Source organism: Pseudorhodoplanes sp. (genome assembly GCA_032027085.1).
Lineage (GTDB): Bacteria > Pseudomonadota > Alphaproteobacteria > Rhizobiales > Xanthobacteraceae > Pseudorhodoplanes.
In genome coordinates this window covers 749,986-765,977 of the sequence record JAVSMS010000001.1, presented here as the reverse complement: position 1 = coordinate 765,977, position 15,992 = coordinate 749,986, and the positions used below count along the sequence as shown (strand labels likewise).

Annotated in this window: 13 protein-coding genes; all 13 read right to left on the bottom strand. The window is 63.0% G+C overall.

The features are described from left to right. Window positions 1-98 precede the first annotated feature (98 nt). Genes RO009_03685 through RO009_03625 form a run of 13 tightly spaced genes read right to left on the bottom strand, consistent with a single transcriptional unit; the run spans window position 99 to window position 15,943 of the window. Entirely contained in the window at window positions 99-659 is a 561-nt protein-coding gene (locus RO009_03685; protein ID MDT3684128.1) for a V4R domain-containing protein, read from the bottom strand. Beyond that, window positions 656-1,846 carry a CaiB/BaiF CoA-transferase family protein gene (locus RO009_03680; protein MDT3684127.1) on the bottom strand — a complete coding sequence of 397 codons (1,191 nt, stop codon included), beginning with the start codon at window positions 1,844-1,846 and terminating at the stop codon, window positions 656-658. The genes RO009_03685 and RO009_03680 overlap by 4 nt, the downstream gene beginning before the upstream one ends. Next, the gene (locus RO009_03675; protein MDT3684126.1) at window positions 1,843-4,230 is read right to left on the bottom strand and encodes a molybdopterin cofactor-binding domain-containing protein; all 2,388 of its coding nucleotides are present in this window, start codon (window positions 4,228-4,230) and stop codon (window positions 1,843-1,845) included. The genes RO009_03680 and RO009_03675 overlap by 4 nt, the downstream gene beginning before the upstream one ends. A gap of 1 nt (window position 4,231) precedes the next feature. Next, the gene (locus RO009_03670) at window positions 4,232-4,714 is read right to left on the bottom strand and encodes a (2Fe-2S)-binding protein (protein MDT3684125.1); all 483 of its coding nucleotides are present in this window, start codon (window positions 4,712-4,714) and stop codon (window positions 4,232-4,234) included. Then, window positions 4,698-5,564: a xanthine dehydrogenase family protein subunit M gene (locus tag RO009_03665; GenBank protein ID MDT3684124.1), complete on the bottom strand. Its 867-nt coding sequence runs from the start codon at window positions 5,562-5,564 to the stop codon at window positions 4,698-4,700. Before RO009_03665 ends, RO009_03670 begins: the two co-directional genes overlap by 17 nt. 10 nt (window positions 5,565-5,574) lie before the next feature. Beyond that, window positions 5,575-7,188, bottom strand: a complete 1,614-nt coding sequence (locus RO009_03660; protein ID MDT3684123.1) for a methylmalonyl-CoA mutase family protein — start codon at window positions 7,186-7,188, stop codon at window positions 5,575-5,577. A gap of 10 nt (window positions 7,189-7,198) precedes the next feature. Beyond that, a complete protein-coding gene (locus RO009_03655) occupies window positions 7,199-7,597 on the bottom strand; it encodes a cobalamin B12-binding domain-containing protein (GenBank protein ID MDT3684122.1) in 399 nt (132 codons plus the stop codon). Next, the gene (locus RO009_03650; protein ID MDT3684121.1) at window positions 7,594-8,727 is read right to left on the bottom strand and encodes an acyl-CoA dehydrogenase family protein; all 1,134 of its coding nucleotides are present in this window, start codon (window positions 8,725-8,727) and stop codon (window positions 7,594-7,596) included. The genes RO009_03655 and RO009_03650 overlap by 4 nt, the downstream gene beginning before the upstream one ends. Next, the gene (locus RO009_03645) at window positions 8,717-10,384 is read right to left on the bottom strand and encodes a hydantoinase B/oxoprolinase family protein (GenBank protein MDT3684120.1); all 1,668 of its coding nucleotides are present in this window, start codon (window positions 10,382-10,384) and stop codon (window positions 8,717-8,719) included. The genes RO009_03650 and RO009_03645 overlap by 11 nt, the downstream gene beginning before the upstream one ends. Beyond that, window positions 10,381-12,510, bottom strand: a complete 2,130-nt coding sequence (locus RO009_03640) for a hydantoinase/oxoprolinase family protein (GenBank protein ID MDT3684119.1) — start codon at window positions 12,508-12,510, stop codon at window positions 10,381-10,383. The genes RO009_03645 and RO009_03640 overlap by 4 nt, the downstream gene beginning before the upstream one ends. A gap of 20 nt (window positions 12,511-12,530) precedes the next feature. Further along, window positions 12,531-14,048, bottom strand: a complete 1,518-nt coding sequence (locus RO009_03635) for an AMP-binding protein (GenBank protein MDT3684118.1) — start codon at window positions 14,046-14,048, stop codon at window positions 12,531-12,533. 10 nt (window positions 14,049-14,058) lie between these two features. Then, complete coding sequence (locus RO009_03630; GenBank protein ID MDT3684117.1) at window positions 14,059-15,264, bottom strand: thiolase family protein; 1,206 nt, start codon at window positions 15,262-15,264, stop codon at window positions 14,059-14,061. After that, entirely contained in the window at window positions 15,248-15,943 is a 696-nt protein-coding gene (locus RO009_03625) for a GntR family transcriptional regulator (protein ID MDT3684116.1), read from the bottom strand. Before RO009_03625 ends, RO009_03630 begins: the two co-directional genes overlap by 17 nt. Between the last annotated feature and the right edge of the window lie 49 nt (window positions 15,944-15,992).

Here is a 15,992-nt window from a genome sequence, read left to right as displayed (position 1 = left end):
AGCTGCATCGTTCATGCGATGCATTTCTGTGCTTTGGGACCCCGCGCGATGCGCGAAGCAGGTATCGTGTCCGTTCGCAGATGCGATCAGAGACGCGATCACGTCGGCCATGGCGGATCATGACCAGAAATCGGCAGACGCTCGGGCCTGGACGTGTGCGGACGCACGACAAACCGGCAGGTGTCGCTGCGGCCGGCTGCGGCGCACGAAATCTCCTCCGCAACCGCCGGCATTCCGAAGATCGTTCCGCCAACTGCACGCAGCATGCCGATAACCGCAGCGCAGACCGGTTCTTGCGCTTCTCCCGCGCCGGCAGCGAACGGGCTGTTCGTCACGACAAGACGGATCTCATCTTCGGCGGCGCGCTCGAAGCGCCAGCGCCCCCAGCCGAGCTGTGCTGCGGTTTCCGCAATCACGTCCATGAGTGACTCGGTCGCCGGAGCTGTTTGGCAATAGTTTTCAACCGAGCGACGACCGTGGCTCGCCACCGATTCGGCAAATGCATCAAGCGCGGCTTGCCGCGTTGCCGCGGGCAACAGGCCAAACATGCCCGTCAGCGAATCGTGACGGATCATCAAATAGCGCGCATCGCCGTCGCGCCATTCGCCGCGGTGTTCGTCGAATGTCAACCGCTCCCTGAATGAAGCCGATGCGCTCATGCAACAGCACCCGATGCGGCGAGCGCGTCGATCTCGCCTGTGGTGTATCCCGCTTCAGCCAGAACCTTGCGGGTATCGTCTCCGTATTTCGGCGGGAAGGGCAGATCGAGAGAGGCGTTCGGGATGTCGACCGCCATCGGCTGCATGTGCACAACACGGCCATCCGGCAGGGCGGTGCGCGTCAGCTTGTCGGCAAGCTGCGGCAATTCGCGGACCTGCCGGATATCGAAGATTTTCGTCGCCGGAATTGTGGCAGCACGCAAGTCCGACAGGAGCTCGTCGGCCATGTAGTTGATCGTCACCGCCGCCATGTCGCGGTGAATCGAGTTGCGCTCGATATGGCGTCCCTCGTTGGTCGCGCGCACGTCGTTGGCGAGACTCTTGAATTTCTCCGATCCGGTAAGCCGTCGCCACTGAACATCGCTGCCGATCGCCAGATAGATGAAGCCGTCCTTGGCCGGATAGACGTTGGTCGGAATGAATTTGCGATGCTCGTTGCCGGCGCGCGTGATCTCGTTCGGCTGACACCCGAAATCGATGAGGGGCAGCACGGTGATCAGCCAGGACGCGGCCGCTTGCAGCATGGAGATATTGATCTCTTTGCCACGCCCCGTCGCGCTGCGTTCGAGCAAGGCGAGCAGGATGTTGGAATAGACCTCGTCGCCGGCTTTCAGGTCGATCACCGGCAATCCCATCACTGTCGGCGTGCCCTCCGGATGACCCGTCACTTCCATGTAACCGCACATCGCCTGGATCACCGGGTCATAGCCCGGTGCATTGGGATAAGCCGGCCCCATGGCCGAAATACCCGCCCAGATCAGGTCCGGCTTCGCCGCCGACAAGGTCGCATAGTCGATGCCGAGCGACTGGTAGCGCGACGGCACGGTGTTGCAGCAGAACACATCGACATCGAGCGCCGTGATCAGCCGCCGCAACACCTCCTGCGCGGTCTGATCCTTCAGGTTGAGAGCGATCGCTTCCTTGCCGACATTCGGTGCAATGAAATAGCTGCGCCGGTCGTCGTCGGCGATCCGGCTGCCGATATAGCGGTTGGGATCACCGGGCAGGCCGTTGCCGGAAGGCGTGGCTTCGATGCGGATCACGCGCCATCCAAGCTGAGCAAAGCGCAGTGTCGCCGATGGCAGCGACAGAGCCTGCTCCATGCTCAGCACGGTGTAGCGTTTCACGGCGCGACCCTCCAGACCGGCGGCCGCGCCTGCTGCTTGAGCGCCCGATAGACATTTTCCGGCGTGAACGGCAAGGCATAGAGCCTGACGCCGGTGGCGTTGTAGATCGCGTTGGCGACCGCCGCCGCAACACAGATGGCTGGTGCTTCGCCGACGCCCTTGGCGCCCTGCGGACCCTCGCCGTCCATCGTCTCAATGAACGAAATGTCGATTTCAGGAATCTCGGGCGCGGTGACAAGCTTGTAGTCGCGGAAGCTGGGGTTGCGCACGACGCCATTCTCAACGATCAGGTCTTCGGTCGTGGCATAGCCCTGTCCCATGACGATGCCGCCCTCGATCTGGCCCTCGATGCCGAGGCGGTTAAGCACGCGCCCGACGTCATGCGCGCCGGTGACGCGGAGCAGCCGCACGATGCCGGTCATCGTGTCGACCTCGACCTCGACGACCTGCGTGGCCCAGGCATAAGCCGCGGATACGTCGCCCTTGAATTCACGATCCTGATGCTGGCTCGGCGGCTCGTAATAATGCGTCGTCATGACCAGCTCAGCCTTGTCGGAGAAGTGGAGCGAGCGGATCAGCTTGCCGATCTCGATGAATCTGTTGCCGCTGTCCTTCTCCACGATGTGGCCGGCGCGCAGTTCGAGGCGATCGACCGGCAGCTCGAACTTTGCCGAAGCCGCAGCGAGAATCTTTGCCTTCGCCTTGCGCGCTGCGCCGATCGCCGAATTGCCGGCGATGAAGGTGGTGCGCGATGCGTGCACGCCCACGTCCCAGGGTGTGATATCGGTGTCGTTGTTGACCACCGTCACGGCTGACAGAGGCAGGGCCAACTCCTCGCAAACGAGTTGCGCCAGCACCGTTTCGGAGCCCTGACCGATCTCCGAGGCCCCGGTGATCAGGGTCACATGCGCGAAGTCATCGATCTTGAGGATCGTGCCGCAGCCATCGGACGGATAGATTTTTGCGCCCCCGGCGACATGCAGCATCGAGGCCATGCCGACGCCGCGCTTGACTGGATTCCCGTCGTGCCATTTCGCCCGGTATTCGGCGTGCTTGCGGCTGTAATCGCTGCGCAAGGCCGCCGTCTCCAGACAGTCCTTGAAGCCGCAGGATTTGAACAACATGCCTTGCGGCGTGACCTCGCCCGGTTCCTGCGCGTTCTTGAAGCGGAAGGCGAGGGGGTCCATGCCGATCGCATCGGCAAGCTTGTCCATATGCGCTTCGACCGCGAACGTCGCCTGCAGGTTGCCGTAGCCGCGGAAGGAGCCGGCGTAAGGATTGTTGGTGTACACTGCACGTGTGCGATATTGGCAATGCGGCACGCGGTACAGCGATGAAAACGTCTGCATCATCACGAAGGGCGTCGTCGCCCCCCAGGACGTATACGCGCCGTTATCATGCAGCGTATCAATGGTGCGGAAGGTCAAGGTGCCGTCGCGCTTGCAGCCGGAACGGAGCCTGAGCAAGACAGGCTGGCGCGTCGGAGAGGCCATGAATTCCTCTTCGCGCGTAAAGACAAGCTTGATCGGTCGCCGCGTGATCTTCGCCAGGAAGATCGCAATCGGTTCAAACGGATAGATATCGAGTTTAGAACCGAAACCGCCGCCGATGGGCGGCTGGATGATACGGACCCGGCCCGGATCAATACCGAGAAGTTCGGCAAATTCGCGCTTGTGCAGGAACGGTACTTGCGTGTTCGAGTAGAGCCGCAGGTTTTCATTGGCTTCGAACTCGGCGATGACGCCGGAGACACCCATGCAGCAATGCGTGACGTAATGCAGCCAGAAGACGTCCTCGACGACCGCGTCGGACTCCGCTTCGCCGTACGTCACATCGCCCTGTGCGTAGTTGAATGTCATGGCGACGTTGTCAAGCGAGGGCGCGTGCAGCACTTCGCGGCGCCCGTCAGGTGACGTCCATGCCAGCTCCTCGCCGTGCAGGAGCGGCGCGCCTGGTTGCAGGGCGTCCTCGGCACTGCTCACGATGGGGAGGGGGTCATATACAACCTTGATCAGGTTGAGCGCGGCTTCGGCAATTTCCGCGCTGTCGGCCGCAACCGCGGCGATCTCGTCGCGCGGGCTACGCACGCGGTCTGTCTTAAGCGGCAGATGATCCTTGGCGACGCCGATCGGCCGTTGCCAGGGCACGTCGGCTGCGGTGATCACCGCGTGCACGCCCGGCAGCGCCCTGGCGGCGCTGGTGTCGATCGAAACAATCCGGGCGTGAACGACGCCGGCGTGCAGGATCTTGGCATGAAGCTGACCCGGCAGGTTGATGTCGTGGATGTAGCGGGTCTTGCCGCTCGCCTTCTCCGGCGCGTCCATCTTGGGGACGCGCTTGCCGATCAGCGTTTCACCTCGAGTGATGTCCAACGCCACACCCATGTCAGGCTCCTTCATCCGCGGCCACGCACGCCTCGGCCATCGAATCGATGATCTTTACGTAGCCGGTGCACCGGCACAGGTTGCCTTCGATCGTGCGCTTCAGATCGGCGGGCTCGCAGCTCCCGTGCTTTTGCAATACGCTGTGCGCCTGCATCATGATGCCAGGCGTGCAGAATCCACACTGCACGGCCCCGTTCCTGGTGAAGCTCGCCCTGAGCGCCTCGCCGACTGAGCTCGCTGCAAGTCCCTCGATGGTCATCAGCTCGCGCCCGTCGCAGTCGGCTGCAAACATCAGGCACGAATTGACCGTGACGCCATCCACACTGATGGTGCAGGCGCCGCACTCGCCCTCGCCGCAGGCGTACTTGGTGCCGGTCAGGTCAAGACGATCACGCAGCATTTCCAGCGCGCTCATGGTCGCCGGCACCGACACCTCGGTGTCGACGCCGTTGAGCCGGAATCGGATATCAATGGTCGCGGACATGGGTCAGCATCCTCGTGAACATGTTTCTCACCATCTCGCGTCGGTACCAGTCGGAAGCGCGCACATCGCTGATCGGATGAATTTCCGCGTCGGCCGCCTTTGCCGCAGCGCCGATGACATTGTCGTCGAGCGCCTTGCCCTCGAGCGCAGCCTCGGTCGCCGGTGCCCGGATCGGCCGCGGCGCCACGGCGCCGAAGGCAACGCGAACATCACGCAGCGTCTTTCCGGCGCGCCGTGCCGCAAACCCAATTGAGATCATCGAAATATCGAGCGCCGGCCGCGTTCCGAACTTGAAGAATGAGCTGATGAAATCCTCAGGCGACGACGCAACGACGATGCCGGAGAGGAGCTCGGTTGAGGCACGGGCGGTCTGGCCGGGCCCGAGCACGAAATCCGCAAGGGGCAGGGCACGCTTCGCAAGCGCGCCGTTCGGCTTGCTCGCGAGTTCTACTTGCGCATCGAGAACAAGGAGAGGCACGAGCGTGTCGCCGGCCGGCGAGGCATTGCAGATGTTGCCTCCAATGGTCGCGGCGTTGCGGACCTGGTCGCTGGCGAAGCTGTCGCATGCCTGCCACAGCGCCTGCAGGCGTTCGCGCACGAGAGCTGAGTCGCGCAGCTCGGTGATGGTGGCAAGCGGTCCGATCCGGATCGTGCCGCCGGATTCCGAGAGGCCACGCAATTCCGGAATGCGCCGGATGTTCACCAGCGTCGGCCGCAATGGTGTACGGCCGCTGCGGCTCTGCGGCATCAGGTCGGTTCCGCCGGCAAGAAGTGTGACATTGCCCGCGCGCAGCGCTTCTGCGGCTTCATCAAGCGAGCGTGGGGCGACGTAATTGTTGATATCCGACATGCATGAACCCCTAGAACTTCACCGGCTCGCGGTAACGCCCGTACACTGCCGCAAGCTCCGTGGTGATCTCTCCGACTGACGCGTAGGCATTCACCGCTTCGACGATGGCGGGCATCACATTGCGGCCAGCCTGCGCATCGCTGCGCAGGCGCGCGAGTGTGTCGCGGACGCACGTTGCGTCGCGGCTGCGCCGCGTCGCGTTCAGATCGGCAATCTGCCGTGCGCCGTCCTCCTCGTCGTAAGGATGCATCTCCACGTCGATATCCTCGGCGGTTTCGTTGCGGTAGCAATTGACGCCAACCTTGGGAAACTCGCCGGATTCAATCGCGCGCTGGGTGCTATAGGCCTGCGCGGAGACCCTGGCCTGGATAGTACCATCGGCGATGAGCGCCTTGATGCCGCCCTCCGCATCTAACTCCGCCATCACCTCTTCCATGCGCTGACGCATCTGGTTGGTCAGCGTCTCGACGTACCAGGAGCCGCCCAGCGGATCGACGGTGTCGGCCAGTCCCATCTCCGTGATGAGCAATTGCAAGGTGCGGAGCGATATGCGCTGGGCATATTCGCTCGGAATCGTGTAGGCCTCGTCGAAGCAGCACAAAGCCGTGGTCTGCGCGCCGGAAAGTGCGGCGATCAGCCCGTAGTAGGCGCCACGAACGATATTGATTTCCGGCTGCTCGAAGGTCAGTCCGCCGCCGCCGCCGCCGGCCAGCATCCGCAGCCACAGCGATTCCGGCTTTTGCGCGCCATATTGCTCCTTGATGATCTTCGCCCACAGGCCGCGGCCGGCGCGAAACTTCGCCACCTGCTCGAAGATGTTGCCGAAGACGTTGAAGTTGAACGACAGGCGACCGGCGAATTCGTCAATGTCGAGACCGCGCGCGACCACCTCGTCGGCATAGGCCTTGGCGATGCAAAAGCCGTAGGCCATTTCCTGGATCGGGTTCGCGCCGGATTCGCGGATGTGATAGCCGCAGACCGAAACCGGGCTGTATTTCGGAGCGTGCTGCGCGCAGTACTCAATCGTATCACCGACGAGCCTGACCGACGGTTCGACCGGGTAGATCCAGGTGCCGCGTCCAATGAATTCCTTGAGGATGTCGTTCTGCGCTGTGCCGCGCAGCTTGCGCACGTCGTAGCCGCGCTTTTGCGCCATTGCGAGATACATGGCGATGAGCTGGGGCGCCGCGCCGTTGATGGTGAGCGAGACCGTGATCTTGTCGAGGTCGATGCCATCGAAGGCGATTTCGAAATCGCGCAAGGTATCGACCGCCATGCCGACGCGGCCGATCTCTCCATGCGCAAGCGGGTCGTCGGAGTCGAGCCCGCATTGGGTCGGCAGATCGAAGGCGACATTGAGCCCGGTCTGGCCGTTGGCAATCAGGTATTTGAAGCGGGCATTGGTATCGGCGGCATTCCCGAAGCCGGTATATTGCCGCATGGTATAGGGCCGGTGGCGGTACATCAGCGGATGGATGCCGCGCACGAAGGGGTAGGCGCCGGGCTCGCCGATGAATGAGAAGCCGCCGCTCTGCTCCACGTCGGCCGGCGTATAGACCGGCTTGATCTCGATGCCGGATTCATTGACCACCCGGCGAGTGTTTGAACGACGCTCGTCACTCATGGCACGTTACTCATGGCACGTTCGCCCGGACGTAGTTGACGATGTCGTCGAGTCGCGAGCTCGACGGAAAGATGCCGCGAAAACCGAGCTGCCGCAGATGATCGTGATCGCGCTTGGGCAAATTGCCGCCGATGATGCAAAGGCGGTCGGCAAGCCCCGCTTTTTCCAGAAGCGGCGTCAACTTCTCGCAGAACGGCACGTGCGAACCCGCCATCGAGGACAACGCGATGACATCCGCGTCATTGTCCTTGGCGGCGCGCACCACTGCCTCCGGAGTTTGGCGAAGACCGGTGTAGATGACCTCGAATCCGGCCTCCATCAACGCGCGCGCCACGACCTTGGCGCCCTGGTCATGTCCGTCGAGGCCAGGCTTGGCGAGCAATATGCGGATTGGGCTCGTGCGCGTCATGCGCAGACCTCCTTGGCGATAACAAGCTGGAGGATTTCACTGGTTCCGCCACCGATCAGTGTGAAGCGAACGTCGCGAAGGAAGCGCTGCGCCGGGTATTCCATCGCGTAGCCGTAGGAGGCGAAAATGCGCGCCGCGCGGTCGCAGATGCGCGCCGCCGCTTCGCTGGCAAACAGCTTGGCCATGGCCGCTTCCTTGTGGTGCGGCCTGCCATTGTCGCGCAGCCAAGCAGCATGGTGAACGAGATGGGTCGCGGCTTTGAGATTGGTCGCCATCTCGGCCAGTTTCATCTGGGTCGCCTGATAGCGGTCGATCGGCTTGCCGAATTGCTTGCGCTCCGCCGCGTAGTGCACCGCTGCGTCGAGCGCTGCACGCGCGATTCCGTTCGACATCGCGCCGGTGATGATGCGGATTTCGGCCAGTGTCTTGCGCAGGTGCACCTCGCCGTCGCCCTCTTCCTGCGACAGGCGGTGGCTTTCCGGCACGAAGCAATCGGAGAATGCGACTTCCGAGGTCGGCAGAGCCCAGACCCCCATCTTTTCGATGCTGCGTCCGATCGTGAGTCCGCGGAAGTTCCGCTCGACGAGGAAGATCGTCAGCTTCTTCTCGTTCCCCGCCTTGGCGAACACCGTGAAGAAGTCGGCGACCGGCGCCGAAGTCACCCAGGTCTTCTGGCCGTTGAGCAGGTAGCCGCCATCGACCCTGGATGCCCTGGTCGCGATCCCGTTGAGATCGCTGCCGGCATTCGGCTCGGTCATGCAGATGGCGCCGATCTTTTCGCCCTTGAGTGCCGGTCTGAACAGGCGCTCGCGAATGTCGGCGTTGCCGAGCATGTGCAGAAATTTTGTCGCCATCAGCGATTGCATGGCGACGCAGCCGGCCACCGACATGGAGCCGCGCGCGATCTCTTCGAGCGCAAGGCAGAATTCGGTGAGGGCGAGCCCGGAGCCGCCGTCCTCCTCCGGATAGCGCATGCTGAAGAGCCCCAGGGCGGCAAGCTCGCCGAACAGCGCGCGTGGAAACGCGTGCGCGGCATCGAGCGCGGCCGCTTGCGGGGCGATGCGTTCGTCACAGAAGCGGGCGAAGGTTTCGCGGATCGCGCGCTGCTCGGGGCTGAGGTCAAAGTCCATAGAACCTCCGCGCGGCATCCTCGGAAATGACCCCGTCGCGCACCTCCTCGGCGAGCTTCACACGATCGCGCAGCTTCGGATCGCCGTAGCCGCCGCCGCCGCCCGCCTGCTGGTGATAGCGGGTGCCGGCGGGCACGCCGGTGATCAGGTCCTTGTTGCGCGGTGTGCGCACGGTACCGTCCGGGTAGGTGAGGCGGATGAAATTGAGCGTGCCGGGCCCGCCGCCGAACAGGCCGAAGGCAGGCTCGAAATCGCCGTCGCCGAAGGTCACCAACTGGGTGTCATCGGAGCCGATCTCGAAGATCGTCTCGACGCCGAGGCCGCCGCGCCACTGGCCGGGGCCGGCCGAGTCGCACAGATATTCGTGCTTGATCAGCCGATGCGGCGTCTGCTGCTCGAACATCTCGTAGTCCTGATCGAGCACGCCGCCGGACGCGTCGATCATGCCGATATGGTCATAGCCGTCGGTGCCGCGCATGGCGCCCGAGCCTCCTTTGAGGCCCATGAAACCGATGTCGACGTATTTCTCATTCTTCTGGGGATCGATGCCGGTGGTGAGCGAGCAGAGGAGGTTGTTCCAGCCAGCGGTGACACGCTCCGGCATGACCGGCGCCAGTGCGCGCTGGATGGCGTCGGCGTTGGGCGGACAGAGATGGTTGCCGAAGGTTGTGGCCTTGGGATAGGCGGCGTTGAGGATGGTGCCTTGCGGAATGACGATCTCGATCGGCTCAACCATTCCCTCATTGTGCGGGATGTCGGGATTGACCATCTGCAGCAGCGTCAGAATGGTAGCCGACGCGCTGGAGGTGAACGTGCCGTTGACGAAGCCGTTGGTCTGCGGATCGGATTCCGAATAGTCGAACGTGATGCGCTTGTCCTCGACCGTGATCTTGACCCTCACCTTAAACTGTGAGTCCGGATGGCGGCCGTCGTAGTAGACCGAGCCTTCGCCTTTGTAGGTACCGTTGGGGATGGTCGCGATTTCCGCTTCCATCATCTTACGCGTCGCCTCGAACAGTGCCTGCTTGTGAAGTTCGAAGCTTTCGCGGCCGTATTTCTTCAAGAGCTCGATGACACGCCGCTCGCCGACGCGGCAGGCGCCGATCTCGGCCTTCATGTCGTGCTGCACGATATCGAAGCGAATATTGGCGAAGATCAGGTCCCAGACGTCCTTGCGCAGCTTGCCGCGCTCATAGACCTTGACTGGGGGGATGCGCAGCGCCTCCTGCCACACCTCGACGGCGTTGGGGTTGTAACCGCCGGCAACCGCGCCGCCGATGTCGGCTTGATGACCCTTGACCGCGGTCCAGGCGACCAGTTCATCCTCGAAGAAGACCGGTTTGTAGACCGCGACGTCGTTGTTCTGATTGCCGAGCGAGAAGACGTCATTATGAAAGATGACGTCGCCGGGATGGATATCATCGCCAAAATACGAGCGTATGTGCTTGCAGACCGGTGCGAGCGAGAAGGCGAGGATCGGCAGATTTTCCGTCTGCTCGAGCATCCGGCCCTCGGCATCATAAAGGCCGGTAACGAAATCCTTCGCCTCGCACAGAATGGGCGATCGGGTGGTGCGCGTCATCGAGATCGACATCTCGTCGGTGATCGATCTGAAGGTGCGTGCATAGACCGACAGCAGGATCGGATCGACCTTCATGCCAGAGCCTCCGCTTCCTCGCGCCGAAGGCAATGGCGGACGAGGTCCTCGCGGCCTTTTTGATAGAGAACGAACGACCCGTAGCCATCGACCACGCAGTCAAAATTCGCCGAAACAAGTACAGTGGTTGTGACCGTTTCGATCAAGGCGGGGCCGGTGATCCGGTTGCCGTGGCGCAGGGCGTGGCCGTCGTAAACGCCAACGTCATCGAACGAGGCCTTTTCCGGCACGTAGACGGAGCGGAGGCTCTTCAGGGCATGGCCGGCACTTCCGCGATGATAAGGCTCCTCGGCATGCTCGCGGCCTTCGACGGCTCCAATCGCTTGCAGCCGCACGTTGATGAGCTCGATCGGTGTGCCTTCCGACTCCAGCGAATAGCCGTAGAGCCTGTTGTGCTCGGCATGGAAATCGCGTGCGATCGACTTGGTATCGCGGCGGTCGAGCGCGGACTGCGTCACCGCAAAGGAAACCTCGTGATACTGCTTCGCATAGCGGCAATCGAATCGAACGGCGAACCGTCGTCGCGACTGGGGTATGCGCTCTTCTTCCAGCACGCTTTCGCCCTCGCGCCGCAACTCGGACAACACCGCTTCAAGGCGCTGCCAGTCGAGGGAGTCGAGGCGCGACACGAAGGTGCGGACATAGTCGTGCTTGAGTTCCGACAGCAGCATACCGAACGCGCACAGAACCGATGAGGAGCGCGGCACGATCTGGAGTGGGATTTCCAACTCGTTGCAGATCAGGCACGAGTGAATTGGACCGGCGCCACCGGCGGCGATGAGCGGGAATTCGCGCGGGTCATAGCCGCGCTTGATCGTCACTTCCCGCACGCCCTGCGCCATGTTGTTGCAGGCGACGCGATACATGCCGGCGGCGGCCTGCTCGATGGTCAGCTTCATGCGCTCGGCGATGTGCTCGCGGATGGCGCGGCGCGCGGCTTCCGGATCGAGCCTGATCTTGCCGCCCGCAAAATAACCTGCGTCGAGGTAGCCGAGGACCAGATTGGCATCGGTCACCGTCGGCACGGTGCCGCCCTGGCCGTAGCAGGCCGGACCTGGCGCCGCGCCTGCGCTCTGTGGACCCATGCGCAGCAGGCCGCCCTCGTCGAGCCAGCCGATCGAGCCGCCGCCCGCGCCGATGGTGTGGATGTCGAGCATCGGCAGCGCGATCTTGTGGCGGGCGATCTCGCCATCGTTGACCAACGCGGGAGTGCCAAACGACACCGACGCCTCAAAGCTAGTGCCGCCCATGTCGGTCGTGATGCATTTGTCGATGCCATGCGCCCCCGCGTAGAACAGCCCGGCCGCCGGTCCACCGGCCGGTCCCGACAGCAGCGTGAGCGCAGCTTTTTCTCGGGCAATTTGCGGTGACATCACACCGCCGTTTGATTGCATGATCAGCAGGATGCCGCCGAAGCCGACCTCCTTCAGGCTGATGACCAACCGGTCGAGATAGCGATTCAGTTTCGGTCCGACATAGGAATTGAGCGCAGTCGTGCTTACCCGTTCGTAGAAGCGGATGGTTGGCAGCAGCGCCGTCGATACCGTCAGATAGGCATCCGGAAGCTCCCGGCGCACAAGGTCTGCTGCGGCACGCTCGTGTTGTGGGGATGCGAAGGCATTCATGAAGCAAATGGAGATCGCCTCAACCTTCTCCGCCTTGAACAGCGCGATGGCTTGACGGATGTCGGCGAGCGAGAGCGGCTCTATCTCGCGGCCGTTGCGGTCCAGCCGCCCGCCAACGCCAATCCGCAGATAGCGCGGGACCAGCGGCAGCACGTTGGTGTAGCGGTTGTCGTATTGGCATTCGCGAATGCCGCGACGCATTTCCAGCGCGTCGCGGACGCCGCTCGTCGTGAGAAGGGCAGAACGCGCGCCGGTGTGCGTAAGCGTTGCATTGGTCGTCACCGTCGTGCCGTGAACGATTGTGCCGATCGAGCCGACGAAGCGTTCGAAAGTCTCGCCCGGCGCCAGCCTTTCGGCGAGTTCGCGTAAGCCAGCAATCACCGCGATTGACGGGTCGTTCGGCGAGGACAAGATTTTGTGAATGAGCGGTTCGGCGCCGTGTCCGGCGACGATGAAGTCGGTGAAGGTGCCGCCGACGTCGATGCCAATCTTGAGTGCCATGGTTACGTTCCGCATCCCGTTCATGCCATCGCCGGTTCAACGGCTTGCAGCGCCGACCGCTTGATCTTGCCGAGCTCGGTGCGCGGCAAGGCGTCCACGAAGCGCACGGCGCGTGGATGCTTGTAGCGGGCTATGCGGCCGGCAAAGAGCGCGAGTACATCCGCTTCGTTCATGGATGCAGACGGCTGCAGCGCCACGAACGCCACGACAATCTCTCCCCAATGCTGGTCCTGCTGGCCGACGACGCAGGCCTCGCGGATGGCCGGGCATTCGGCGAGGATGGTCTCGAGCTCGGCCGGGTAGATGTTTTCGCCGCCGGAAATGATCATGTCGCTCTTGCGCGACACAACGTGCAGATAGCCTTCATCGTCGAAGTGCCCGATATCACTCGAGCGGTACCAACCGCCGCGCAGCGCGGCGGCAGTGGCTGGCGGCGCGTTCCAATAGCCGTGCATCACATTGGGTCCGCGCACCACGATCTCGCCGTCACAACCAGGCGCAAGTTCGTTGCCGTCGTCATCGACCACACGCACCTCGCAGTGCAGCGCCGGCAGCCCAGCAGCGCCGGCTTTGCGATCGGACTCCTCGGCGCGCAGATAGGCTGCAATCGGGCAGGTCTCGGTGGAGCCATAAACCTGAATGAGCCGCAGCCCGCGAGCATTGACGCGCCGCACGAACGATTCAGGTACGATCGTTGAACCGGTGGTGATCGAGCGCAGGCTCGACAAATCAGCCTCTGCCCAGCGCGGATGCTCCATCATCGCTATGAGCTGCGCGGGAACCAGCACGGTCAGGGTGATACGATCGCGTTCGATGGTCTCGATTGTAGCCAGAGGATCGAATCGCGCATGCAGCGTCACGCAGGCACCCGCACGCAAAGCCGGCAAGGTCTGGATATTGAGCCCGCCGACATGAAACATGGGAAGCGTCGTCAGCACGCGGTCGGCACTGGTCAGATCGTGCATGTGCGCGCTGTTGACCGAATTCCAGAACAACGCGCCCTGGGTGAGCGCGACCCCCTTGGGGGCGCCGGTCGATCCGGAGGTCTGACACAACAAGACCGGGAGATCGGCCTCATCGGCCGAGGTGCGCGTCTGCGCAGGTCCAGGCTTCTCCTGGAGGCTTTCCCAAGCCCGATCCGCCGCCAAGAGATCGTCGACAACTGTCCAAATGACGTCGGGGTGCGCATCGCGCAGCTCCTGGCTGCTCGCGAGGAACGCTTCCTCGATCAGGACCATGCAGGGCGTGCACTGTCCGAGCACGCGCGCATGTTCCGGCAAAGCGAGGCGCCAGTTGAGCGGCATCAGCATCGCGCCCAGTCGCGCGCATGCGAACAAAGCCACCAGCATGTCCGGACTGTTGTGGCCGAGAAACGCGACGATGTCGCCCTCTGCGACGCCGAGTGCGCCGAGCCGCGCGACAGCCTGTCGAATACGCCGTGCAAAAGCCGCGTAGGTCAGGGCGCCACCGCCAAAGCGGATCGCAGGCCTTTCAGGCGAGAACGCCGCGTGCCGCTCGATCCAATGGGCGAGATCCATTTTCGTTGACCTACTCGTCGCCTACCTCGATCACCGCCGCCATTGCCGTGTCGCCGGCCGCGCACCCTGTAAACAGACCAAGGCCACCACCGCGGCTGGCCAGTTCCTCAATAAGTTCGATGATGGCGCGCGTTCCCATGGGAGCCTGAGGATGGCCCCAGACCAGCGAGCATCCGAAATTGTTCATGCGCGCGAGATCGACGCCGGTCTGACGCGCGAACAGAACATCGTTCACCGCGAAGGGATTATGAGTCTTGATCGCGTCCATCTGCTCAATGCTGAGCCCAGCCGCGTCGAGCGCGCGCCGGGCCGCCGGAATGGGCGCCTCCGGCATATGGGCAAGCGCCGCGCGCACCGCGCCGAAGCCGCGCAGCCGAATGCGAATCTTCGGATCACGGCTGAGCTCGCGGGCGCGCTCAGGAGCGGCAACGATGATCGCCGCGTTGCCATCGGCAGGATGGGTCTGCCCGCCGAATGTCACGCTGCCGCCATCAACCACCGGCTTGAGTTTGGCAAGAACTTCGGCTGTTGAGAGCTTGACGCCTTCATCCGACGGCAGGCTCGCGACCGATTTCCGATACGATGGATCGGGCACCTCGAACGGCAGAGTCAGGAAGCGTTTCTGGAAGGCGCAATCATCCGCCAGTGCATCGCGGTACTGCGCCTCGCGCATCAACACGACGTCATGCTGCTCGGCCGTCGAGATCTGGTGTTTGGTGGCGACATTCTCAGCCGTGCTCAGCATCGAGTGGGGACCGAGCGGGTCACAGCCGAAATTGTCCATCACCCAGTCTTCGTGCCCTCCGGTGCCGCCGGGTCCGCGTGGATTAGGGTAGTAGAGATGCGGCCCATTCGAGGTGCGATCGCACGTCACGGCGAGCGTTACCGCCGATCTCCCGGCGCCGACCTCCTCGGCCGCCGTCAGCAGCACGCGCGCACCCGTTGCGCAGGCCTGCATGACGGTCGGTCCGCCAACATGCCCAAGGCCGGCAAGCCCGCAAAGCCAAGGCATGCCATAGAACGAATGCTTTTGCGGAACGCTCATGCCGAGTACGCCGTAATCGATTGCCTCGCCGGCAATCCCGCGTCGAGCCATTTCTCCTTTTGCGACGAAGGCGGCGAACTCGATGGCATGCAGGTTGGAGAATGCACCCTGCCAGCGTGCGAACGGCGTGCTCCAATAAGCGCCGTATGGAATCTCAGCCCGGTATGCCACGGCCGTTCTCTCCCTTGTCCCGTCGGCTGAGAAGCTCCTGCAGAATACGCTTCGCCTCCGACAGGTGATGGCGCATGGCGGCGGCAGCGGCGTCCGCGTCTCTCGAAGAAAGCGCTGTGGCCAGGCGTTCGAGGCCATGCAGCACGACCTGCCGCGTTTGCGGCTTTCCGAGTGTCAGCGCTCGTAAGTAACGGACGTGATCCGCATAGAGCTCGATGGCACGCAAAAGCCTTTGATTTGGAACGAGCGCCAGCCATGCCGCTCGATAGCGATAATTGGCCTGCATAAATGCGCTCGCATCGCTGTTGGAGTGAGCAGCCGCCATGCTGGCCAGTTCGTGGCGCAGCGGCATCAAGGTTTTGGCCGCATCGACACAGAGAGCGACCTGCCGAAGCGCCTCCGGCTCGAGCAGGAGGCGCAGTTCATAGATGTCGTTGATATCAGCTTCTGACAGCGATGGAACGATGAGACTGCGTCCCAGAGTGTCGAGCAGTCCCTCGCTGGCAAGCCTGCCAAGTGCTTCTCTGACGGGAGTGCGCGATACGCCAAGCTGCGCGGCGAGGGCTGCTTCCTGAAGCGGTTGTCCGCTTGGCAATCGTCCGGAACAGACATGCTCGCGCAAGGTCTGATAGACGCGATCAGTCAACGATTGGGGCCGATCAATTGCACCCAGTAACATGACGTCGCGTCCCGATGCCTGTGTCCTGTATACGGGATACTTGAAATCG

Coding starts and splice junctions, on each gene's coding strand:
- RO009_03685 (MDT3684128.1), bottom strand. CDS start 659: ATGAGCGCATCGGCTTCATTCAGGGAGCGGTTGACATTCGACGAACAC.
- RO009_03675 (MDT3684126.1), bottom strand. CDS start 4,230: ATGGGTGTGGCGTTGGACATCACTCGAGGTGAAACGCTGATCGGCAAG.
- RO009_03670 (MDT3684125.1), bottom strand. CDS start 4,714: ATGTCCGCGACCATTGATATCCGATTCCGGCTCAACGGCGTCGACACC.
- RO009_03665 (MDT3684124.1), bottom strand. CDS start 5,564: ATGTCGGATATCAACAATTACGTCGCCCCACGCTCGCTTGATGAAGCC.
- RO009_03660 (MDT3684123.1), bottom strand. CDS start 7,188: ATGAGTGACGAGCGTCGTTCAAACACTCGCCGGGTGGTCAATGAATCC.
- RO009_03655 (MDT3684122.1), bottom strand. CDS start 7,597: ATGACGCGCACGAGCCCAATCCGCATATTGCTCGCCAAGCCTGGCCTC.
- RO009_03650 (MDT3684121.1), bottom strand. CDS start 8,727: ATGGACTTTGACCTCAGCCCCGAGCAGCGCGCGATCCGCGAAACCTTC.
- RO009_03645 (MDT3684120.1), bottom strand. CDS start 10,384: ATGAAGGTCGATCCGATCCTGCTGTCGGTCTATGCACGCACCTTCAGA.
- RO009_03640 (MDT3684119.1), bottom strand. CDS start 12,510: ATGGCACTCAAGATTGGCATCGACGTCGGCGGCACCTTCACCGACTTC.
- RO009_03635 (MDT3684118.1), bottom strand. CDS start 14,048: ATGGATCTCGCCCATTGGATCGAGCGGCACGCGGCGTTCTCGCCTGAA.
- RO009_03625 (MDT3684116.1), bottom strand. CDS start 15,943: ATGTTACTGGGTGCAATTGATCGGCCCCAATCGTTGACTGATCGCGTC.